This window comes from Kitasatospora sp. NBC_01539 (assembly GCF_045040525.1).
Classification (GTDB): Bacteria; Actinomycetota; Actinomycetes; order Streptomycetales; family Streptomycetaceae; genus Kitasatospora.
This window is the reverse complement of sequence record NZ_CP109390.1, coordinates 3400004-3420909: the sequence shown is the minus strand read 5'-3', so window position 1 is coordinate 3420909 and position 20906 is coordinate 3400004. Positions and strand designations below refer to the sequence as shown.

Below are 20906 nucleotides of genomic sequence, written 5' to 3'. Positions count from 1 at the left end.
CGCGACGCCGGGGGAGTGCCGGGAGGACTGTGGGTGGGAAGGCCGAACGACCGGAACGCGGTCCGTGCCGGCGGGCCCGGAGACCCGACCGCCGGACCGCGTGCCGCGGCCGGCCCCACGGGGCGCGCGCGTCCCGGCGCGCGCCTCGTGGGGCGCGCCCCGGAGCGACCCAACCCACCCGAAAAACGACGGGGTGAGCTGTGAGGACACGCCAGCGGGCAACGGCAGCGGCCGAATGGGCGATGGAGGGTGAGGGCACGTCAGCGGGACAGGATCCGGCCATGGGGCAGCAAGGGGCGCCAACCGGCTCACACTCCCTGCCGCACCAACGACCTTTCTGCATCCTCGCACCACCGGCAAGACCTACGGGGTAGTAATCGCGCGATTTCGGACGGTATGCAGAGGCATATAGGCCAATGGAAACGCAGTCGTAGCGGGATATTCACGCGCCAGGGGCGCGCCTTTCCGGCCGGGTGCGCCCCGTGCGCCCCTCGTTCGCCGCACTGCGCCGATTGCGATCTCAACAATGGTCCGAACGGGTGTGGAATACGACAGTTGACGCACATTCGAGGCGCCGTCAGGCTCTAGGCTTCACGACGTGAAGGCAATCCGCAGATTCACCGTCCGCACCGTCCTGCCCGAACAACTCCAGCCACTGCACGAGCTCGCGCTCAACCTCCGGTGGTCCTGGCATCCCGAGACGAGGGAGCTCTTCCGCTCCGTCGATCCGGAGGTCTGGGCCGCCGTGGGGGAGGACCCGGTCCGGCTGCTCGGAGAGGTGCCGGCCGCGACGCTCGCCGCCCTGGCCGCCGACCGCCGGTTCCTGCGCAGGCTCGGCGACCTCCACGACGACCTGAGGGACTACCTCGCCGGCCCGCGCTGGTACCAGTCGGCGCCGCCCGTCGGCGACGGCGGCAGCCCGCTTCCGGAGGCCGTCGCCTACTTCTCGCCCGAGTACGGGATCGCGGCCGCGCTGCCCCAGTACTCCGGCGGGCTCGGCATCCTCGCCGGCGACCACCTCAAGGCCGCCAGCGACCTCGGCGTGCCCATCATCGGCGTGGGGCTGTTCTACCGGCACGGATACTTCCGGCAGTCCCTCGACCGCGAGGGCTGGCAACAGGAGCGCTACCCGCTCCTCGACCCCGACGAACTGGCCGTCAGCCTGCTCCGCGAGGACGACGGCACCCCCTGCCGCGTCGACCTCGCCCTGCCCGGCGGCCGCACCCTCGCCGCGCACGTGTGGCGGGCCCAGGTGGGCCGCGTCCCGCTGCTGCTCCTCGACTCCGACATCGAGTCCAACACCCCCGCCGACCGGGACGTGACGGACCGCCTGTACGGCGGCGGCAGCGAGCACCGGCTGCTGCAGGAGATGCTGCTCGGCATCGGCGGCGTCCGGGCCGTCCGGACGTACTGCCGGCTCACCGGCCACGCCGCGCCGGAGGTCTTCCACACCAACGAGGGCCACGCCGGCTTCCTCGGCGTCGAGCGGATCCGCGAGCTGGTCGCGCCCGCCGCGCAGGGCGGCCGCGAGCTGGACTTCGCCGCCGCACTGGAGGCCGTCCGGGCCGGCACCGTCTTCACCACCCACACGCCCGTGCCGGCCGGCATCGACCGGTTCGACCGCGACCTGGTCGCGCGTCACTTCAGCGGCGACGCGGCGATGCAGGGCGTGCCGGCCGACCGGGTGCTGGCACTCGGCGCGGAGAGCTGGCACGGCGGCGACCCCACGCTCTTCAACATGGCCGCCATGGGCCTGCGGCTCGCCCAGCGCGCCAACGGCGTCTCCACCCTGCACGGCGAGGTCAGCCGGTCGATGTTCAACGGCCTCTGGCCGGGCTTCGACGCCGCCGAGGTGCCGATCACCTCGATCACCAACGGCGTCCACGCACCGACCTGGATCGACCCGGCGGTCGTCCGGCTCGGCGCCGGCCAGATCGGTGCCGAGCGCGCCGAGGAGGCCATCACCACCGGCGACGCCAAGCGCTGGACCGGGGTCGAGCGGATCGGCGACGAGGAGATCTGGGAGGTCCGCCGCCTCCTGCGCTCGCAGCTGGTCGACGAGGCCCGCCGCCGACTGCGCGTCTCCTGGGGCCAGCGCGGCGCCGGCGAGGCCGAGCTCGGCTGGGTGAACTCCGTGCTCGACCCGGACGTCCTCACCATCGGCTTCGCCCGCCGGGTGCCGTCGTACAAGCGGCTCACCCTGATGCTCCGCGACAGGGACCGGCTGCGCTCGCTGCTGCTCGACCCGGAGCGCCCGGTGCAGATCGTCGTCGCGGGCAAGGCGCACCCCGCCGACCACGGCGGCAAGCGGCTCATCCAGCAGCTGGTCGCGTTCGCGGACGATCCGGCCGTACGGCACCGGATCGTCTTCCTGCCCGACTACGACATGGCGATGGCCAAGCACCTCTACCCCGGCTGCGACGTCTGGCTGAACAACCCGCTCCGCCCGCTGGAGGCCTGCGGCACCTCCGGGATGAAGGCCGCCCTCAACGGCTGCCTCAACCTGTCCATCCTGGACGGCTGGTGGGACGAGTGGTACGACGGCCGCAACGGCTGGGCGATCCCCACCGCCGACGGCTCCGGCCCCGAGCGGCTCGACCCGGACAGCCCGGAGGCCGAGCGGCGCGACGACCTGGAGGCCACCGCGCTGTACGACCTGATCGAGCACCAGGTCGCCGCCCGGTTCTACGACCGCGGCTCGGACGGCCTGCCGCACCGCTGGATCGCGATGGTCCGCCACACGCTGGTGACCCTCGGCCCGAAGGTGCTGGCCGGCCGGATGGTGCGCGACTACGTCGAGAAGCTGTACGCCCCCGCCGCGAGCGCCCAGCGGTCGCTGGCCGCCACCGGCCACGCCGGGGCCCGTGAGCTCGCCGACTGGAAGGCGCGGGTCCGGGAGGCCTGGCCGGCCGTCCGGGTCGAGCACGCCGACGCCGAGGGCTGCCGCGAGGCCCAGGAGCTCGGCTCGGCCCTGGAGCTCCGGGTGCAGGTCTCACTCGGCACCCTGGAACCGGCCGACGTGGAGGTGCAGGTCGTCTCCGGCCGCGTCGACGAGTCCGACGGCATCTCCGACGCCGCCGTGCTCGCCCTCAAGCCGGCCGGCGGGCCGGACCTCGAAGGCCGGTACCGCTACGAGGGCTCGCTGGAGCTCGGCCGCACCGGGCCGTTCGGCTACACCGTCCGGGTGCTGCCGGCCCACCACCTGCTGGCCTCGACGGCTGAGCTGGGTCTGGTGGCGCTGCCGCCGGAGTCGGCCGGGATGGACGCCGGCGTGCTGCGCTGACGGCACGTGGAACGGCGGAGGGGCGGCACCGGCCACCGGTGCCGCCCCTCCGCCGTGCGCGGCGCCGTCAGGCGAGCGCGGACGCGTCCAGCCCCGCCGGGGTGCGGTGCCCGGAGAGCGCCATCGTCAGGTCGAACTCCGCGAGCAGCGACCGGATCACATGGGTGACCCCGGCCTGCCCGTCCAGCCCCAGCCCGTAGGCGTACGGGCGGCCGAGCAGGACGGCGCGGGCGCCCAGGGCGAGCGCCTTGAAGACGTCGTCGCCCGTGCGGACACCGCTGTCGAACAGCACCGCCAGCCGGTCGCCGACGGCGGCCGCGACGCCCGGCAGCGCCTCGGCCGCACCGATCGCGCCGTTCACCTGGCGGCCGCCGTGGTTGGAGACCACGACGCCGTCCATGCCGGCGTCGGCGGCCCGCCGGGCGTCGTCCGGGTGCTGGACGCCCTTCAGCACGATCGGGCCGTCCCAGTGCTCCCGCAGGAACGCCAGGTCGGGCCAGGTCTTGCCGGGGTCGGCGAACATCGACACGAAGTGCAGCACGGCCGCGTTCGGGTCCTCGTGCACCGGCTTCGCCAGCCCGGCGAGGAACGCCGGGTCGGTGAAGTAGTTGGCGGTGCCGACCCCGTGCAGGAACGGCAGGTACGCCTGGTCGAGGTCGCGCGGGCGCCAGGCCAGCAGCGGCGTGTCCAGGGTGACGAACAGCGCGGTGAAGCCCGCCGCCCTCGCCCGGTCCAGGAACGAGCGGGTCACCTCGCGGTCCTTGGCCCAGTACAGCTGGAACCAGCGCTCGCCGTCCCCCATCGCCTCCGCGACCTGCTCCATCGGCGTGCTCGACGCGGACGACAGGACGAACGGCACGCCCTCCGCGGCGGCCGCCCGCGCGGCGCCCGGTTCGGCGTCCGGGTGCAGGATCGACAGCACCCCGACGGGGGCCAGCGCCAGCGGCGCCGGGAGGGTCCGGCCGAACAGCTCGGTGCGCAGGTCGCGGCTGCTGACGTCGCGCAGCATCCGCGGCACGATCCGGTGGGCGTCCAGCGCCGCCCGGTTGGCCCGCGCGGTGGCGCCGCTGCCGGCGCTCCCCGCGACGTAGCCGAACGGGCCCGGGCCGAGCCGCTGCTCGGCGAGCCGCTCCAGCCGGCTCAGGTCGGCGGGCAGCCGGGGCACGGCGCCCGTCATGCCGTTCAGGTAGATCTCGAACTGGAAGGACGCCCAGTCGCGCGGGGGCGGCGGGGTGGTCACACGAGCTCCAGGACCAGCTTGCCGACGTTCTCGCCGCGGAAGAGCATCTGCAGGGTCGCCGGGAAGTCGTCGACGGTGCCGCGCACCACGTGCTCCTTCACGGTGATCCGGCCCTCGCCGATCCAGCCGGCCAGCTCGGCCGCGGCCTCCTTGTAGCGGGGGGCGTAGTCGAACACGACGAAGCCCTCCATCCGGGCCCGGCGCACCAGCAGCGACAGGTAGTTGGACGGGCCCGCGACCTTCGAGTCGGCGTTGTACTGGCTGATGGCGCCGCAGACCACCACCCGGGCGTGCATCGCCAGGCGGGCCAGCGCGGCGTCCAGGATGTCGCCGCCGACGTTGTCGAAGTAGACGTCGATGCCGTCCGGGCAGTGCGTCCGCAGGGCCTTGCGGACGTCCTCGCCGCGGTAGTCGATCGCCGCGTCGAAGCCGAGCTCCCCGGTGAGCAGGGCGCACTTCTCGGGCCCGCCGGCGATGCCGACGACCCGGCAGCCCTTCACCCTGGCGATCTGGCCGACCAGGCTGCCGACCGCACCGGCGGCGCCGGAGACCACCACCGTCTCGCCCTCCTTGAGGGCGCCGACGTCGAGCAGGCCGAAGTAGGCGGTCATGCCGGGCATGCCGAGCGCGCCGAGGTACGTCGACGGGGACGCCAGGGACGGGTCGACCCGCACGGTGCCGCGGCCGTCGGAGACGACGTGCTCCTGGACGCCGAAGGTGCCGACCACCAGGTCGCCGACCCGGTAGCGCGGGTGGCGGGAGGCCGTCACCTCGACCACCGAGCCGGCCCGCATGACCTCGCCGATGCCGACCGGCGGGAGGTAGGAGGGCCGGTCGTCCAGCCAGCCGCGCATCGCCGGGTCGAGCGAGACGAAGCGGGTGCGGCCGGCGAACTCGCCCTCGCCGGGTTCGGCGGCCTCGCCCTCGGCGTGCTCCCAGTCGGTCGGGGCGACCTCGCCGACGGGCCGGGCGGCGAGGCGGATCTGGCGGTTCGGGGTGGGCATGGCGGCCTCCTGGTGCGGGCGGCCGTGCCGCGCCGATGCGGCACAGGGCTCGGGACGAGAGTCTAAGCAAGCGCTTAGTCAGAGTCGAGGCCCCGGCATCCGCCTCCGCATCCCCGTCACCCGCCCGGCCGCGCGCTACCCTCCGGGCCATGACCGCCAGGCCGCCCCTGCTCTTCCTCGACGTCGACGGACCGCTCCTGCCCTTCGGCGCCGACCCCCGTGACCTCCCGGACGGCTACCCCACCTGGCCCGTCCCCCCGGGCTCCGCCGGCGCGGCGAACCCGCTGCTCGCCCGCCTCGACCCCGGCCTCGGCCCCCGGCTCGCCGCCCTGCCCTGCGAACCGGTCTGGGCCACGACCTGGACGGACGAGGCCAACACCTGCCTCGCCCCGCTGCTCGGGCTGCCGCCCCTCCCCGTCGTCCACCGGCCGGATCCCGAGGACGAGGACGACCACCCGGCCGGCCTCCACTGGAAGACCCGCCCGCTCGTCGACCGTGCGGCCGGACGCGCCTTCGCCTGGGTCGACGACGAGATCACCGCCGCCGACCGCGCCTGGGTCGCCGCCCACCACCCCGGCGCGGCGCTGCTGCACCGCGTCGACGCCCGGCGCGGGCTCACCGACGAGGACTTCACGGCCCTCGGCGCCTGGCTGCGGGCCCCCGCGCCCCGGGCCTGAGCCGGGAACGCGCCGGGCCCGGGACCAGCTGGTCCCGGGCCCGGCGCACGGGTGGCGTGGCCGCGGAGGCCGACGGGGTCAGACCAGGCTGTCCCGCCAGGCCCGGTGCAGGTCGGCGAAGCGGCCGCGGCCGCCGGTCAGCTCGGCCGGGGTGCCGTCCTCGACGATCCGTCCCTGCTCCATCACCAGCACCCGGTCGGCGATCTCCACGGTGGAGAGCCGGTGGGCGATGACGATCGCGGTGCGCCCCGCCAGCACGGTGCGCATCGCCCGCTGCACGGCCTGCTCGCCGGGCACGTCCAGCGAGCTGGTCGCCTCGTCGAGGACGAGGACCGCCGGGTCGGCCAGCAGGGCCCGGGCGAAGGCCACCAGCTGGCGCTGGCCGGCCGAGATCCGGCCGCCGCGCTTGCGGACGTCCGTGTCGAAGCCGTCCGGCAGCGCGGCGACGAAGTCGTACGCGCCGATGTCCCGGGCCGCCTGCTCGACCTCCTCGCGGGTGGCGCCGGGGCGGCCGATCGCGATGTTCTCCGCGACGGTGCCGGAGAAGAGGAACGACTCCTGCGTCACCATGACGACGTTGCGCCGCAGCTCGGCGGTGGAGACCTCCCGCAGGTCGACGCCGTCGAGCGCGATCCGGCCGTCCGTCGGGTCGTAGAACCGGGCGAGCAGCTTCGCCAGCGTCGACTTGCCCGCGCCGGTCGCCCCGACCACGGCGGTCGTCCGCCCGGCCGGCAGCACCAGGTCGAAGGAGGGCAGCACCTCGCGGCCCGTCCGGTAGGCGAAGCGCACGCCGTCGAAGGAGACCGTGCGGCCCTTCACCGCGTGCTCGGGCAGCGCGGCCGGTGCGGCGGGCTCGGGCACCGAGGGCTCGTGCGCGAGCAGCCCGGCGATCTTCTCCAGCGCGGCGGCCGCCGACTGGTAGCTGTTGAGGAACATCGCCAGCTGGTCGATCGGGTCGAAGAGGCGCCGCAGGTAGAGCACGAAGGCGGTGAGCACGCCGACCTGCAGCGAGCCGCCGCCGACGAGCAGCGCGCCCGCCACCACGACGGCGGTGATCCACACGTTGGCGACGGCCCGGGAGGTCGCCACGTAGCGGGCCATCTCCAGCAGGCCGTCGGCCGTGGCGCCCGCGTACTGCCGGTTGACGGTGTCGAAGGCCTGCTCGTTCGCCCGCTCGCGGCGGAACGCCTGCACGGGGCGGATGCCGTTCATCGTCTCGGTGAAGCGGACGATCACCGAGGCCACCGCCGTGCGGGAGCGCCGGTAGACGCGCTGCGAGCGGCGGCGGAACGACCGGACGGCGAGGTACATGGGCAGGAACGACAGCAGCGACAGCAGGCCGAGCCGCCAGTCCATGACCAGCAGCACCAGCGAGATGTAGAACACCGACAGCGCCACCGAGAGCAGCTCCTGGAGGCCCTCGGAGAGCAGCTCGCGCAGCGCGTCGACGTCGCTGGTGGCGCGGGAGATGATCCGGCCGGAGGTGTAGCGCTCGTGGAAGTCCAGGCTGAGCTGCTGGGCGTGCCGGAAGATCCGGCCGCGCAGGTCGAGCAGCACGTCCTGGTTGATCCGGGCGCTGAACCGGATGAACGCGCGCTGCAGCACGGTCGACAGGACCGCGCAGCCCAGGTAGGCGACGGTGACCGCGACGAGTGGGCCGCCGTCGTGGTCGCGCAGGGCCGGGATGCCGCGGTCCATCGCGACGGCCACCAGCAGCGGCCCGGACTGCAGGGCCGCCTGCTGCACGAGGATGAGCAGCATCGCGAGGGCGATCCGGCCGCGGTGCGGGCCGAGCAGCTCGCCCAGCAGTCGCCGGGCGGCGCCCGCCGGGACGGGGATGTCCTCGTCGTCCGAGGGCTCCGGCGGTTCCCCGTCCGTCCTGCCGTCGGGTTCGCCGGCCGGGTCGGCGGTCGTGGCGGTCGTCGTGGCGCTGCTCATCGGGCGCTGATCCCTTCGGCTACGGGGGCGGTCTCGCCCGTCATCAGCTCGCGGTAGACGGCGGAGCTCTGCAGGAGTTCGTGGTGGGTGCCGACGGCGCGGATCCGGCCGCCGTCGAGCACGGCGACCCGGTCGGCGAGCAGCACGGTGCTCGGGCGGTGGGCGACCACCAGCGCCGTGGTGCCCTCCAGGACGCGCCGCAGGGCCTGCTCGACGAGCGCCTCGGTGTGCACGTCGAGCGCCGACAGCGGGTCGTCCAGCACGAGGAAGCGGGGGTCTCCGACGACCGCGCGGGCCAGGGCGAGCCGCTGCCGCTGCCCGCCGGACAGGCTGAGGCCCTGCTCGCCGACCTGGGTCGCGGCACCGGCGGGCAGGGCCTCGACGAAGCCGGCCTGGGCGGTGGCGAGGGCCGACGCGAGCCGGTCGGGCCCGGCGTCGGGTGCGCCCATGAGCACGTTCTCGCTCACCGAGGCGGAGAACAGCGTGGGCTCCTCGAACGCGACGGCGACCAGCTCGCGCAGGTGCGGCCGCGGGATGTCGCGGATGTCCCGGCCGTCGAGGGTGATCGTGCCGCCGGTGGCCTCGTACAGCCGGGGCAGCAGCGCGGTGAGGGTGGTCTTGCCACTGCCGGTGGCGCCGACCAGGGCCATCGTCTCGCCGCTGCGGATGTGCAGGTCGACGCCGCGCAGCAGGTCGGGGGTGTCGGCGGGGGCGTCGGGGTAGCGGTAGCGGACGCCGGTGAGCCGGATGCCGTCGCCGGCGGTGCCGGTGGAGGCCGGGGCGGCGGCGGGCTCCTCGGCCTCCGGCTCGTCCATCACCTCGTAGAAGCGGTCGGTGGCGGTGGCCGCCTCGTTGGCGTACGCGACGAGCCAGCCGAGTGACTCGACCGGCCAGCGCAGGGCGAGCGCGGTGGAGAGGAAGGCGACGAGGGTGCCCGTCGACAGGTCGCCGTCGGCGACCCGGACGGCGCCGAAGGCGAGCGCCGCGCCGAGTGCCAGCTCGGGCAGCCCGACGATGACGGCCCACAGGTTGGCGAGCATCCCGGCCTTGCCGAGCTCCGTGGTGCGCAGGTCGCGCGCGTGCCCGGCGAAGCGCTCGGCCATGGTGCGGTGCCGGCCGAACGCCTTGAGGATGCGGATGCCGAGGACGGACTCCTCGACGACGGTCGCGAGGTCGCCGTTCTGGTCCTGGGCCTGCCGGGCGGCACCGGAGTAGCCGCGCTCGAAGTGGTGGGTGAGCCAGGTCAGCGGTGCCATCGGCAGCAGCACCACGACGGCGAGCCGCCAGTCGAGGGTGAACATCAGGCCGGTGCCGATCAGGAAGACCGTCGTGTTGACGATCAGGAAGACCAGCGGGAAGGCCAGGAAGAGCCGCATGGTGAACATGTCGGAGGTCGCCCGCGACAGCAGCTGGCCCGACGGCCAGCGGTCGTGGAAGGAGACCGGCAGGCGCTGCAGCTTGGCGTACAGGTCGCCGCGCATGGCGGCCTCGACCCTGGCGAGCGGCCGGGCGACGATCACCCGGCGGACGCCGAACAGGGCGGCCTCGGCCAGGCCGAGCAGCAGGAGGACGCCGGCGAGCGGCCAGAGCGCCCCGGTGTCGTGGTGGGCGATCGGGCCGTCGACGATCCGGCGGAGCACGACCGGCACCGCCAGGACGCTTCCGGAGGCCAGCAGGGCGGCGGTGACGGAGCCGGCGATCCGCCAGCGGGCGGTCCGTGCGTACGGCCACAGGCGCAGCAGGGACCGCACGGTGGAGCGCCGCGGGGCAGTGGGGGCGTGGTTCGTGGACATCGCGCCCGAGGGTAGGCGCTCGCCCGTCATTTCTCATCCGGTTTTACGCACCTGACGGCGTATCCCGGCCATGATCCGGGTCCGGGCCCGGGCGGTCCTCCGCCTCCTCGGTGACCTGCAACAACCGGCAGGACCGCCCGCCGAGCGTCACGGCGGCCCCGGCGGGGTGCCGCTGCCCGTCGGTGGCGTCCGCGGTGTCGACCAGGGTGCGGTACCCGGCGGCCCAGGGTGCGCCCGGCAGGGTGAAGGCGACGGGTTCGGAGCCGGCGTTCAGCAGCAGCAGGAAGCTGTCGTCACGCAGTGCGCGGCCGTGCTCGTCGCGCTCCGCCATGGCGGAGCCGGAGAGCAGCATGCCGAGGACGGCGGTCGGCGCGAACCAGTCCGCCTCCGTCATCTGCCGCCCGCGGGGGGTGAACCAGGCGAGGTCGCGCTGGCCGCCGGGCACGGTCTCGCGCCCGGAGAAGAACGCGCGCTGCCGCAGCACCGGGTGGGCGCGGCGGAGCCGGACGAGCCGGCCGACGAGTGCGGTGAGCTCCTGCCAGCGGGGGTCGTCGAGGAGCGACCAGTCGAGCCAGCCGTTCTCGTTGTCCTGGCAGTAGGCGTTGTTGTTGCCGTGCTGGGTGCGGCCCATCTCGTCGCCGGAGGTGAGCATCGGCACCCCGGTGGAGAGCAGCAGGGTGGTGAGCAGGTTGCGCAACTGGCGGTGGCGCAGGGCGAGCACGGCCGGGTCGTCGGTCTCGCCCTCGGCGCCGTGGTTCCACGCACGGTTGTCGTCGGTGCCGTCGCGGTTGTGCTCGCCGTTGGCCTCGTTGTGCTTGCGGTTGTACGAGACGAGGTCGCGCAGGGTGAAGCCGTCGTGCGCGGTGACGAAGTTGACGGAGGCGTGCGGCCGGCGGCCGCCGCGCTGGTAGAGGTCGGAGGAGCCGGAGAGCCGGTAGCCGAGTTCGCGCACGTCGGGGCGGCTGCCGCGCCAGAAGTCGCGCACGGTGTCGCGGTACTTGTCGTTCCACTCCGCCCACAGCGGGGGGAAGCCGCCGACCTGGTAGCCGCCGGGGCCGACGTCCCACGGTTCGGCGATGAGCTTCACCCGGCTGAGCACCGGGTCCTGCGAGACGGCGGCCAGGAACGGGTGGTGCATCTCGACGCCGTCACTGCCGCGGGCCAGGGCCGCCGCCAGGTCGAAGCGGAAGCCGTCCACGCCCATCTCGGTGACCCAGTAGCGCAGGGAGTCGGTGACCAGGCGCACCACGTGCGGCTGTCTGGTGTCGAGGGTGTTGCCGCAGCCGGTGTAGTCGGCGTAGCCGCGGCGGTTGCGGTCGAGCCGGTAGTAGCCGCCGTTGTCGATGCCGCGCAGGGAGAGCGCCGGGCCCATGGCGCCGGCCTCGGCGGTGTGGTTGTAGACGACGTCGAGGATCACCTCGATGCCGGCCGCGTGCAGCGCGCGGACCATCCGCTTGAACTCGCCGACCTGCCCGCCGCGGCTGCCGGAGGCGGAGTACCCGGCGTGCGGGGCGAAGAAGCCGAGCGTGTTGTAGCCCCAGTAGTTGGTCAGGCCGCGGGCCTGCAGGTGGTCCTCGCTGACGTGGTGGTGGACGGGCAGCAGCTCGACGGCGGTGACGCCGAGCCGGGTGAGGTGCTCGATCGCCGCGGGGTGCGCGAGGCCCGCGTACGTGCCGCGCAGGTCGGCCGGCACGCCGGGGTGGCGCATGGTGAAGCCGCGCACGTGCAGCTCGTAGAGCACCGTCTCGGCCCACGGCGTCTTGGGCCGCTGGTCGTCGTACCAGTCGTCGTCGTCGTGGACGACCACGGACCGCGGCACGTACGCGGCGGAGTCGCGGTTGTCGCGGACGGTGTCGGCGACCTCCGGCTCGGGCCAGTTGCGGACCGCGCTGCAGACGGAGTCGTGGCTGGTGTAGTGGCCGTCGATGGCGCGCGCGTACGGGTCGACGAGGAGCTTGGCGGGGTTCCAGCGGGCGCCCGTCCACGGGTCCCAGCGGCCCTGCACCCGGTAGCCGTAGCGGGTGCCGGGCCCGACGCCGGGCAGGTAGCCGTGCCAGACCTGGAAGGTCTGCTCGGTGAGGCGGTGCCGGGTCTCCGTACCGTCCTCGTCGAAGAGGCACAGGTCGACCGCCTCGGCACCGGCCGCCCAGAGGGCGAAGTTCGTGCCGCTGCCGCCGTCCGGTGCGATGCGGTAGCGGGCGCCGAGCGGCTGCCAGCTGCCCGGCCACGGGTCCGGTCGCGCCGTGCCCGGCAGCGCGCCGGGCACCGTTCCCGGCGCCGGCGCGCCGAGGGCCGCCGCGGCCGCCGGTGGGCGGCCGTTCCCGTGGAGCATGCTCCGTCCCAGCTCCTGCCACGCCGTCATGGCCGCACCCTCCCGACGCGGGGATCCCGAGCCCGCCCTCCAGTTCTTCCCTGTTCCCGTGCAGGTGTCACGTGGCCGATCGTGTTGTGACGCAGGGTGAACGCGGAGGGGGACGCCGGGTGGCGCGGACGCTCGTGTCCGGGCGGCCGCGCGGTCGTTGCACCAGGTGGCGGCGCGGCCTCGCGCCGGTGCGGCGGCGCACGCCGGTGGCGGACGGGGGACGGCATGCATCCGGTGGTTCGGCGCTGGGCGCTGCGGGCGGCGGGCGCGGGGGTCGCGCTGGCCGCGGCCTGCTCCGGTGGTCCGGTGCCGGGCGCCGACGACGGTCACGGGGCCGGACGGGCGGCCCCGCCGGTCTCCCGGGCGGCGATCGCCACGGTGCCCGCCGACGGAGCCCAGGACGTGTCGGTCGAGGCGGAGGTGACCGCCACGGTCGCCGAGGGCCGGCTGCTGTCCGTCCGGCTGGCCGACGACCGCGGCGTCGAGGTGCCCGGGCGCACGGGCACCGACGGCACCCGCTGGGCGCCGCTGGAGCCGCTGACCCCGGCCACGCCGTACACGATCGACGTGGTCGCCCAGGACGCGGGCGGGCTGCACGCCGCCCACCACGCGGCGTTCGCCACCGCGGGCCCGGCGCACACCGTGGCGGCGTTCCCGACGCCCGAGGACGGGGCGACGGTCGGCGTCGGCATGCCGGTGTCGCTGCGTTTCACCCGGCCGGTCGCCGACCGGTCGGCGGCGGAGCGCGCGGTGACGGTGACCGCGGACCCGCCGGTGCCGGTGGCCGCGCACTGGTTCGGCGACCGGCGGCTGGACGTCCGGCCGGAGCACTACTGGGCGCCGGACACCGAGGTGACCGTCGCGGTGCGGCTGCAGGGCGTCGAGCTGGCGCCGGGGGAGTACGGCACGCAGACGCGGGACGTCCGCTTCACCGTCGGCCGCTCCCGGGTCTCCACCGTCGACCTGGACGCCGCCACGATGACCGTCCGTGAGGACGGCGTGCCGGTGCGCACCCTGAAGGTCTCCGCGGGCGGCCCGGAGCACCAGACCTACCGCGGAGTCATGGTGGTCGCGGAGAAGTACGCCGAGACGCGGATGAACTCCCGCACGGTCGGCCTCGGCGACGAGTACGACATCAAGGACGTGCCGCACGCGATGCGGCTGACGGCGTCCGGCACCTTCCTGCACGGCAACTACTGGGCCGACGAGGAGGTCTTCGGCACCGAGAACACCAGCCACGGCTGCATCGGGCTGGCCGACGGAAAGGGCGGTGACGCGGACTCCCCGGCCGGCTGGTTCTTCGCGCACACGCTCGTCGGCGACGTCGTCGAGGTGCGCGGCGGCACCGGCGAGGAGGTGCAGCCGGCGAACGGCCTCAACGGCTGGAACCTCCCGTGGGCGGCCTGGCGGGCCGGTGGCGCGAGCGGCGCGACGCGGCCGTAGACGTTCACCGCGGGCACACGGCCCTCCCTCTGAAGATTCACTCATTCGGGCCAGTTATCCTGTCCTCCCGCGCCGCCCCCGGCCCGTCCGGCGAAGCCTGCCCGGCGGGATCTCCCCGGCGGAGCCGGCGCGGACGAAGAGCGGCACACATTCTGCGGCCCCGGCGAAACCGTTCCATGCCGTGGCGCGTGTATGGACCGGGGATACCGGGAGGGGAGCACACCGAGTGAAGCCGGTTCAGGCGGCCGAGGCCGCAGCAGTCAGGGGGGCGGCCGGTCACGGCCGCCGGGGTGCCGCGGCCCGACACGCGATGGTCGCACTGGCGATGGGCGGCGTCCTGCTGCTCACCGCGGCGTGCAACAGCGACACCGGATCGGGCGGCTCGGGCGGCTCGGGCGGGACGGCGGCCGCCGGAGGCGCGTCCGCCGGTGCCGAGGACGGCGGCTCGACCACGCAGGCCGCGCCCAAGACCTCGGCCGCGGTGATCACCGTGACGCCGAAGGACGGCGCCACCGACGTCCAGCCGAACGGCGGGCTGACCGTGGCGGTGGCGAGCGGCACGCTCACCTCCGTCCAGGTGACCGACAAGAACGACAAGGCGGTCGCCGGCGCGATATCCGCCGACGGACTCAGCTGGAAGCCGTCCGGCGCGCTCGCGGTCGGCATGGCGTACACGGTGAACGCGCAGGCCAAGGACGCCGCGGGGCTGCCCGCGGCGGTCACGTCAGGCTTCACCACGCTGACCCCGGCGAAGAAGGTCGCGACCAACGACAACATCGCCGACAACGGCACCTACGGCGTCGGCATGATCGTCTCCGTGGTGTTCAGCAAGCCGGTCAAGAACAAGGACGCGGTGCTCAAGGGCATCACCTTCGCCACGAGCAACGACACCGTGGTGAAGGGCCACTGGTTCGGCAGCCAGCGCCTGGACTTCCGCCCGGCGGAGTACTGGAAGCCGGGCACCAAGGTGACCGTCAAGTACCGCCTGAAGAACGTCGAGGTCTCCTCCGGCGTCTACGGCGACGTCGAGCGCGACGAGCCGTTCACCATCGGCCGCTACCAGGTGAGCACCGTCGACGCCGGCACCCACCAGATGACGGTCGACAACGGCGGCGGAAAGACCCAGACGATCCCGATCACCGCGGGCACCAACCTGAACCCGTCCTGGAACGGCACCATGGTCGTCTCCAGCAAGGAGAAGGTGACCCACATGAGCTCGGCCAACGTGGCCAACCTCAAGGGCGACGAGTACGACGTGCCGGACGTCCCGCACGCCATGCGCCTCACCACCTCGGGCACCTTCATCCACGGCAACTACTGGGGCAGCGCCTTCGGCAAGTCCAACGCCAGTCACGGCTGCGTCGGCCTGCGCGACACCCGGGGCGGCAGCGAGTCCTCCACGGCGGGCAAGTTCTTCAACAGCTCGCTCATCGGCGACGTCGTGAAGATCCAGCACTCCGTGGGCAGGACGGTCTCCCCGGACAACGGCCTCAGCGGCTGGACGCTCGCCTGGAGCGCGTGGTAACCACCCCGCAGCGCCCTGCACCACCGACGGCCCGGCCACGCGATGCGCGCGGCCGGGCCGTTGCCGCTTCGTGACCGGATCGTCGCAGGCCGGGCCGCAACCCGGTGCCGTCCCGGCGCGTGTCTCCGGGGGAAGGCCGCGGCAGGGGGCCGCGGCCGGGCACGGAGGGAGACCGGCATGGCCTCGGCGCGCAGGAGTCTGACGGTGGGTGCGCTCGGCGGAGTGCTGGTGCTGGCGGTGACCGCCTGCGGTGCGGCCGACGGGCCGGGGGCCCGGACGGCGACGGGCACGGCCGGCACGACGGCGGCCAGGCCGCGGGCCACCGCCCCGGCGGCCACCGTGCACGTCGAGCCCGCCGACGGCGCGTCCGACGTGAAGCCGTCCGGCACCCTGAAGGTCACGGCGGCGGGCGGCCGGCTGACCACGGTGAAGGTGACCGGCCGGGACGGCCGCGAGGTGCCCGGCAAGGTCACCGCGGACGGCCTCTCCTGGGCGCCCGACGGCGCCCTCGCGGTCTCCGAGCAGTACCGGGTCAGCGCGCAGGCCACCGACGCCGAGGGGCTGGTGACGACCGTCGGCAGCTCCTTCTCGACGCTCACCCCGAGCCGCCGGACGGGCGCCTACGACAACGTCACCGACAACGCCACGTACGGCGTCGGCATGATCGTCTCGCTGCGCTTCAGGAAGCCGGTGAAGAACCGGGCCGAGATCGAGAAGGGCGTCGTCTTCGAGACCTCCGACGGCACGGTCGTCGAGCCGCACTGGTTCGACGACGGCCGGGTCGACTTCCGGCCGCAGGCGTTCTGGACGCCGCGGACGACGGTGACCGTGCACTACCGGCTGAAGAGCGTCGAGGTCGCCGCCGGCACGTACGGCGACCTGGACGAGGACGTGCACTTCACCGTCGGCCGCTCCCGGGTCACCACCGCCGACGTCGCCACCCACCGGATGACCGTCGTGGAGAACGGGCAGACCGTCGACACCGTGAAGTTCACCGCGGGCAAGCCCGGCTTCGACAGCTGGAACGGCACGATGGTGATCGAGGCGATGGAGCGCACCACCCGGATGTCCTCCGACGGCGTCAGCGGCATCCGGGCCGGCGACGAGTACGACCTCGACGACGTCCCGCACGCGATGCGGCTCACCGACACCGGCACGTACGTGCACGGCAACAGCTGGGCCCCGTCGGCGATCGGCCGCTCCAACGCGAGCCACGGCTGCCTCGGCATCTCCGACACCCGCTACGGCAGCAGCGGCACCGACGCCGGCCGCTTCTACGGTGCGTCGATGATCGGCGACGTCGTCACCGTCGTGAACTCCAGGGGCCCGAAGGTCGGCGCGAGCAACGGCCTCAGCGGGTGGAACACCGACTGGAGCGCCTGGTAGTCCGGCGGCCCGTGCGCCGTGCCAACGTCATATGTCCCGACGCGCTGTGATCGTTTGCTCATTGTCCGTACGCGGCCGCATGCGTTCCGCAATGATGGCCCCATGGCGGGATGGCGTGAGGCGGACCAGGCGTCGGATCGGTTGCCGGGCACAGCCGGTGACGACCCGTCGGCCGGTCCGGTGCTCGCGCTGGCGGAGCTGGAACGCCTCACCGGACGCGAGCTGGAGCGGGTCTTCTTCGACCTGCTGCGCGACCCCGCGGCGCAGGACGAGGTGCGGCTGCCGTCCCGCCCCGACTCGGCGCGGGTCGCCCGCCGGCTGGTCCTCGCGGTGCTGCGCGCCTGGGAGCTGCCGCACCAGTCGGAGGCCGGGGAACTGCTGGCCGCCGAGCTGGTGGCGAACGCCGTCCGGCACGCGGGCGGGCGGACGGTCGGCCTGAAGCTCGCGCGCCGGCCCGGGTGGGTGCGGATCGAGGTGCGGGACTCCTCGCGGGCGCTGCCCTGCATGATCGTGGCGGCCGAGCGGGGCGTCGCGGAGAACGGCCACGGGCTGGTGCTCGTCGACGCCGTGTCCGACCGCTGGGGCGCCGACCTGATGCCGCGCGGCAAGGCCGTCTGGTGCGAGCTGCGGGTGCGCGAGCGCGCGGTCTGACCGCGGGCCGGGAACGCCGCGGGCGAGGGCGCGCCGCGGGCCGGGAACGAAGCAGGGCCCCCGTTCCGCCGTGTGTGCGGAGTGGGGGCCCAGCGCGTCACCGCGCGGCCAGGGGGGTGCGTGCTGCGCGGTGGAGACGGCCGAACCGGGTCGGGGAAGGCCGTGGTCTGCCTCTACCTTCGCACGGTCTCACCAGGTGGGCAAAATCGATCTCAAGGTATTTAGCTCACAAATCCTCGACTCTGCTGGCAAACCGGACAGTTGCGCCTCCGATTCTGCGAGCGCCCGGCGGTGTCGGTGAGGTCGCCCCGTCAGCACTCGATGACGTTGACCGCGAGGCCGCCGCGCGAGGTCTCCTTGTACTTGACCTTCATGTCGGCGCCGGTCTCCTTCATCGTCTTGATCGCCTTGTCGAGCGAGACGTGGTGCCGGCCGTCGCCGCGCAGCGCCATCCGGGCGGCCGTGACGGCCTTCACGGAGGCCATGCCGTTCCGCTCGATGCACGGGATCTGCACGAGGCCGCCGACCGGGTCGCAGGTGAGGCCGAGGTTGTGCTCGATGCCGATCTCCGCGGCGTTCTCCACCTGCTCGGGGGAGCCGCCCAGCACCTCGGCGAGGCCGCCCGCCGCCATCGAGCAGGCCGAGCCGACCTCGCCCTGGCAGCCCACCTCGGCGCCGGAGATCGAGGCGTTCTCCTTGAAGAGCATGCCGATCGCGCCGGCCGCCAGCAGGAAGCGGACGATGCCGTCGTCGTCGGCGCCGGGGATGAAGTTGAGGTAGTAGTGCAGGACGGCCGGCACGATGCCGGCGGCGCCGTTGGTCGGCGCGGTGACGACGCGGCGGCCGGAGGCGTTCTCCTCGTTCACGGCCATCGCGTAGAGGGTCACCCACTCCATCGCGTTGGCCGGGCCGATGCCCTCGGCGCGCAGGGCGCGGGCCCCGGCGGCGGCCCGGCGGCGGACCTTCAGCCCGCCGGGCAGGATGCCCTCGCGGCCCATGCCCGCGGCCACGCACTCCTGCATGACGTGCCAGATCTCCAGCAGGCCGGTGCGGATCTCGGCCTCGGTGCGCCAGGCCTTCTCGTTCTCCAGCATGAGGCCGGAGATCGACAGGCCGGTCTCGCGGGTCAGCCGCAGCAGCTCCTCGCCGGTGCGGAAGGGGTGGCGCAGCACGGTGTCGTCGGGTTTGACGCGGTCGGCTCCGATGGCGTCCTCGTCGACGACGAAGCCGCCGCCGACCGAGTAGTACGTCTTCTCCAGCAGCAGCTCGCCGGCGGCGTCGCGGGCGGCCAGCGTCATGCCGTTGGCGTGGTACGGCAGCGACCGGCGGCGGTGCAGCACCAGCTGCGTGGCGGGGTCGAAGGCGATCTCGTGGTCGCCCAGCAGCCGCAGCCGTCCGGTGCTGCGGATCCGCTCGGCGTCGGTGTCGGCGAGCTCCACGTCGACGGTGCGCGGGCTGTTGCCCTCCAGGCCGAGGAGGACGGCCTTCGGGGTGCCGTGGCCGTGGCCGGTGGCGCCGAGCGAGCCGAACAGCTCGGCCTTGACGGCGGCGGTCTGCGCGAGCAGCCCCTCCGACTTGAGGCGGCGGGCGAACATCCGCGCCGCACGCATCGGGCCGACGGTGTGCGAGCTGGACGGCCCGATGCCGATGGAGAAGAGGTCGAACACGCTGATGGCCACGGGGGGACGTCCTTGTCTGGGTCTCGTGGAAGGACTGCGGGTGACACGGGACGGGGCACCGCGCGCACTGTCCAGTGTGCGCGGTGCCCCGGGGGTTCCGGGTGGCCGACGGGGGTGGTGCCGGTCACCGGAGGGGTGCTGCTAGAGGTCCGGGTAGAGCGGGTACTTCGCGGCCAGCGCGGTGACGCGGTCCTTGAGGGCGGCGGCCTTGGCCTCGTCGAAGCCCGGCAGCAGGGTCTCGGCGATGATGTCGGCGACCTCGCGGAAGTCGTCGGCCCCGAAGCCGCGGGTGGCGAGCGCCGGGGTGCCGACGCGCAGGCCGGAGGTGACCATCGGCGGGCGCGGGTCGTTCGGGACGGCGTTGCGGTTGACCGTGATGCCGACCTCGTGGAGGCGGTCCTCGGCGTCCTGGCCGTTGAGCTCGCTGTTGCGCAGGTCGACGAGGACGAGGTGCACGTCGGTGCCGCCGGAGAGCACGGAGACGCCCGCGTCGACGGTGTCCTGCTGCAGGAGGCGCTCGGCGAGGATCTTCGCGCCCTCCAGGGTGCGCTGCTGGCGCTCCTTGAACTCCTCGGACGCGGCGACCTTGAAGGCCACGGCCTTCGCGGCGATCACGTGCTCCAGCGGGCCGCCCTGCTGGCCGGGGAAGACCGCGGAGTTGATCTTCTTCGCCCACTCGGCCTTGGAGAGGATGACGCCGCCGCGCGGGCCGCCCAGGGTCTTGTGGGTGGTGGTGGTGACCACGTCCGCGTACGGCACCGGCGAGGGGTGCAGGCCCGCGGCGACGAGGCCGGCGAAGTGCGCCATGTCGACCATGAGGAGGGCGCCGACCTCGTCCGCGATGCGGCGGAACTCGGCGAAGTCCAGCTGGCGCGGGTAGGCGGACCAGCCGGCGATGATCAGCTTGGGCTGGTGCTCCTTGGCGAGGCGCTCGACCTCGGCCATGTCGACCAGGCCGGACTTCTCGTCGACGTGGTACGCGGCCACGTTGTAGAGCTTGCCGGAGAAGTTGATCTTCATGCCGTGGGTGAGGTGGCCGCCGTGCGCCAGGCTCAGGCCCAGGATGGTGTCACCCGGCTGGATCAGCGCGAACATCGCGGCGGCGTTGGCCTGCGCGCCGGAGTGCGGCTGCACGTTGGCGTGCTCGGCGCCGAACAGCGCCTTCACCCGGTCGATCGCGATCTGCTCGGCGACGTCGACGTGCTCGCAGCCGCCGTAGTAGCGCTTGCCGGGGTAGCCCTCGGCGTACTTGTTGGTCAGGACCGAGCCCTGGGCCTCCATGACCGCCACTGGGGCGAAGTTCTCGGAGGCGATCATTTCGAGGGTGGTCTGCTGGCGGTGCAGCTCGGCGTCGACCGCGGCCGCGATCTCCGGGTCGAGCGCGTGCAGGGACTGGTTGAGAACCGTCATGAGGTGGGGTCTCCCCGTGGGCGGAGCGGGCTGGGGCCAGGGTGGGGCGGCTGCTGCGCTGCGGCCGCCCCCGGGGTGGAGCGGCGGTCAGACGCCGGTGGTGAAGGCGGTGTACGCGTCGGCGTCGAGCAGTTCGTCGGTCGCCTCGACGCGGACCTTGAACAGCCACGCCTCGCCGAACGGGTCGCCGTTGACCAGCGCCGGGTCGTCGACGACGCCCTCGTTGATCTCGGTGACCTCGCCGGTGGCGGGCGAGTACAGGTCGCTGACCGACTTGGTGGACTCGAGCTCGCCACAGGTCTCGCCCGCGGTCACCGTGTCGCCGACGGCGGGGAGCTGGACGTAGACGATGTCACCGAGGGCGTCGGCGGCGTGCTTGGTGATGCCGACCGTCGAGACACCGTCCTCGGCGGCCGTCAGCCACTCGTGCTCCTTGGTGTACTGCAGGTGCGTGGGGTTGCTCATGGCGTCATTCTCCAGGATCGCAAGAGGGTAGGGCGGAGCCGTCCGCTGAG

Annotated in this window: 14 protein-coding genes; 6 read left to right on the top strand and 8 right to left on the bottom strand. The window is 73.8% G+C overall.

Annotated elements, in window-relative coordinates; genetic code table 11:
• The first annotated feature begins 598 nt into the window (after window positions 1-598).
• On the top strand, window positions 599-3283 hold the full coding sequence (gene glgP, locus OG335_RS14510) for an alpha-glucan family phosphorylase (RefSeq protein WP_405011517.1): 2685 nt from the start codon (window positions 599-601) through the stop codon (window positions 3281-3283).
• Window positions 3284-3350: 67 nt separating this feature from the next.
• Here the strand turns inward: glgP and OG335_RS14505 are convergent, their stop codons facing one another.
• Both OG335_RS14505 and OG335_RS14500 read right to left on the bottom strand, forming a co-directional pair.
• Window positions 3351-4460 (bottom strand): lactate 2-monooxygenase, encoded by a 1110-nt coding sequence (locus OG335_RS14505; protein ID WP_405015399.1) that lies wholly within the window; start codon window positions 4458-4460, stop codon window positions 3351-3353.
• Window positions 4461-4519: 59 nt separating this feature from the next.
• The gene (locus OG335_RS14500) at window positions 4520-5527 is read right to left on the bottom strand and encodes an NADP-dependent oxidoreductase (RefSeq protein WP_405011516.1); all 1008 of its coding nucleotides are present in this window, start codon (window positions 5525-5527) and stop codon (window positions 4520-4522) included.
• A gap of 149 nt (window positions 5528-5676) precedes the next feature.
• Between OG335_RS14500 and OG335_RS14495 the strand changes: the two genes are divergently transcribed.
• Window positions 5677-6204: a hypothetical protein gene (locus OG335_RS14495; RefSeq protein ID WP_405011515.1), complete on the top strand. Its 528-nt coding sequence runs from the start codon at window positions 5677-5679 to the stop codon at window positions 6202-6204.
• A gap of 78 nt (window positions 6205-6282) precedes the next feature.
• Here the strand turns inward: OG335_RS14495 and OG335_RS14490 are convergent, their stop codons facing one another.
• The 3 genes from OG335_RS14490 to glgX are packed head-to-tail and all read right to left on the bottom strand — an operon-like array spanning window position 6283 to window position 12297.
• Window positions 6283-8142: an ABC transporter ATP-binding protein gene (locus tag OG335_RS14490; RefSeq protein ID WP_405011514.1), complete on the bottom strand. Its 1860-nt coding sequence runs from the start codon at window positions 8140-8142 to the stop codon at window positions 6283-6285.
• The gene (locus tag OG335_RS14485) at window positions 8139-9935 is read right to left on the bottom strand and encodes an ABC transporter ATP-binding protein (protein ID WP_405011513.1); all 1797 of its coding nucleotides are present in this window, start codon (window positions 9933-9935) and stop codon (window positions 8139-8141) included. The genes OG335_RS14490 and OG335_RS14485 overlap by 4 nt, the downstream gene beginning before the upstream one ends.
• A gap of 43 nt (window positions 9936-9978) precedes the next feature.
• Window positions 9979-12297 (bottom strand): glycogen debranching protein GlgX, encoded by a 2319-nt coding sequence (glgX, locus tag OG335_RS14480; RefSeq protein WP_405011512.1) that lies wholly within the window; start codon window positions 12295-12297, stop codon window positions 9979-9981.
• 225 nt (window positions 12298-12522) lie between these two features.
• Between glgX and OG335_RS14475 the strand changes: the two genes are divergently transcribed.
• The 4 genes from OG335_RS14475 (at window position 12523) to OG335_RS14460 (ending at window position 17302) form a co-directional block, all read left to right on the top strand.
• Window positions 12523-13740, top strand: coding sequence for an Ig-like domain-containing protein (locus OG335_RS14475; protein ID WP_405011511.1), 1218 nt, complete (start codon window positions 12523-12525; stop codon window positions 13738-13740).
• Between the two features lie 226 nt (window positions 13741-13966).
• The gene (locus OG335_RS14470) at window positions 13967-15265 is read left to right on the top strand and encodes an Ig-like domain-containing protein (RefSeq protein ID WP_405011510.1); all 1299 of its coding nucleotides are present in this window, start codon (window positions 13967-13969) and stop codon (window positions 15263-15265) included.
• A gap of 177 nt (window positions 15266-15442) precedes the next feature.
• Window positions 15443-16651: an Ig-like domain-containing protein gene (locus OG335_RS14465; protein ID WP_405011509.1), complete on the top strand. Its 1209-nt coding sequence runs from the start codon at window positions 15443-15445 to the stop codon at window positions 16649-16651.
• A gap of 102 nt (window positions 16652-16753) precedes the next feature.
• The gene (locus OG335_RS14460) at window positions 16754-17302 is read left to right on the top strand and encodes an ATP-binding protein (RefSeq protein ID WP_405011508.1); all 549 of its coding nucleotides are present in this window, start codon (window positions 16754-16756) and stop codon (window positions 17300-17302) included.
• Between the two features lie 311 nt (window positions 17303-17613).
• On the opposite strand, the gene OG335_RS14455 is transcribed toward OG335_RS14460, so the two are convergent.
• The 3 genes from OG335_RS14455 to gcvH form a co-directional block, all read right to left on the bottom strand.
• Window positions 17614-18981, bottom strand: a complete 1368-nt coding sequence (locus tag OG335_RS14455) for an L-serine ammonia-lyase (protein ID WP_405011507.1) — start codon at window positions 18979-18981, stop codon at window positions 17614-17616.
• A 141-nt stretch (window positions 18982-19122) separates the two neighbouring features.
• Entirely contained in the window at window positions 19123-20391 is a 1269-nt protein-coding gene (glyA, locus tag OG335_RS14450) for a serine hydroxymethyltransferase (protein WP_405011506.1), read from the bottom strand.
• An 87-nt stretch (window positions 20392-20478) separates the two neighbouring features.
• Window positions 20479-20856 carry a glycine cleavage system protein GcvH gene (gene gcvH / locus OG335_RS14445; protein WP_405011505.1) on the bottom strand — a complete coding sequence of 126 codons (378 nt, stop codon included), beginning with the start codon at window positions 20854-20856 and terminating at the stop codon, window positions 20479-20481.
• Window positions 20857-20906: the final 50 nt, after the last annotated feature.

Bases quoted from the DNA above. Each gene is read 5' to 3' on its own strand.
- OG335_RS14475 (WP_405011511.1), top strand. From the start codon at position 12,523: ATGCATCCGGTGGTTCGGCGCTGGGCGCTGCGGGCGGCGGGCGCGGGG.
- gcvH (WP_405011505.1), bottom strand. From the start codon at position 20,856: ATGAGCAACCCCACGCACCTGCAGTACACCAAGGAGCACGAGTGGCTG.
- OG335_RS14505 (WP_405015399.1), bottom strand. From the start codon at position 4,460: ATGACGGGCGCCGTGCCCCGGCTGCCCGCCGACCTGAGCCGGCTGGAG.
- OG335_RS14460 (WP_405011508.1), top strand. From the start codon at position 16,754: ATGGCGGGATGGCGTGAGGCGGACCAGGCGTCGGATCGGTTGCCGGGC.
- OG335_RS14465 (WP_405011509.1), top strand. From the start codon at position 15,443: ATGGCCTCGGCGCGCAGGAGTCTGACGGTGGGTGCGCTCGGCGGAGTG.
- OG335_RS14500 (WP_405011516.1), bottom strand. From the start codon at position 5,527: ATGCCCACCCCGAACCGCCAGATCCGCCTCGCCGCCCGGCCCGTCGGC.
- glyA (WP_405011506.1), bottom strand. From the start codon at position 20,391: ATGACGGTTCTCAACCAGTCCCTGCACGCGCTCGACCCGGAGATCGCG.
- OG335_RS14485 (WP_405011513.1), bottom strand. From the start codon at position 9,935: ATGTCCACGAACCACGCCCCCACTGCCCCGCGGCGCTCCACCGTGCGG.
- glgX (WP_405011512.1), bottom strand. From the start codon at position 12,297: ATGACGGCGTGGCAGGAGCTGGGACGGAGCATGCTCCACGGGAACGGC.
- OG335_RS14490 (WP_405011514.1), bottom strand. From the start codon at position 8,142: ATGAGCAGCGCCACGACGACCGCCACGACCGCCGACCCGGCCGGCGAA.
- OG335_RS14495 (WP_405011515.1), top strand. From the start codon at position 5,677: ATGACCGCCAGGCCGCCCCTGCTCTTCCTCGACGTCGACGGACCGCTC.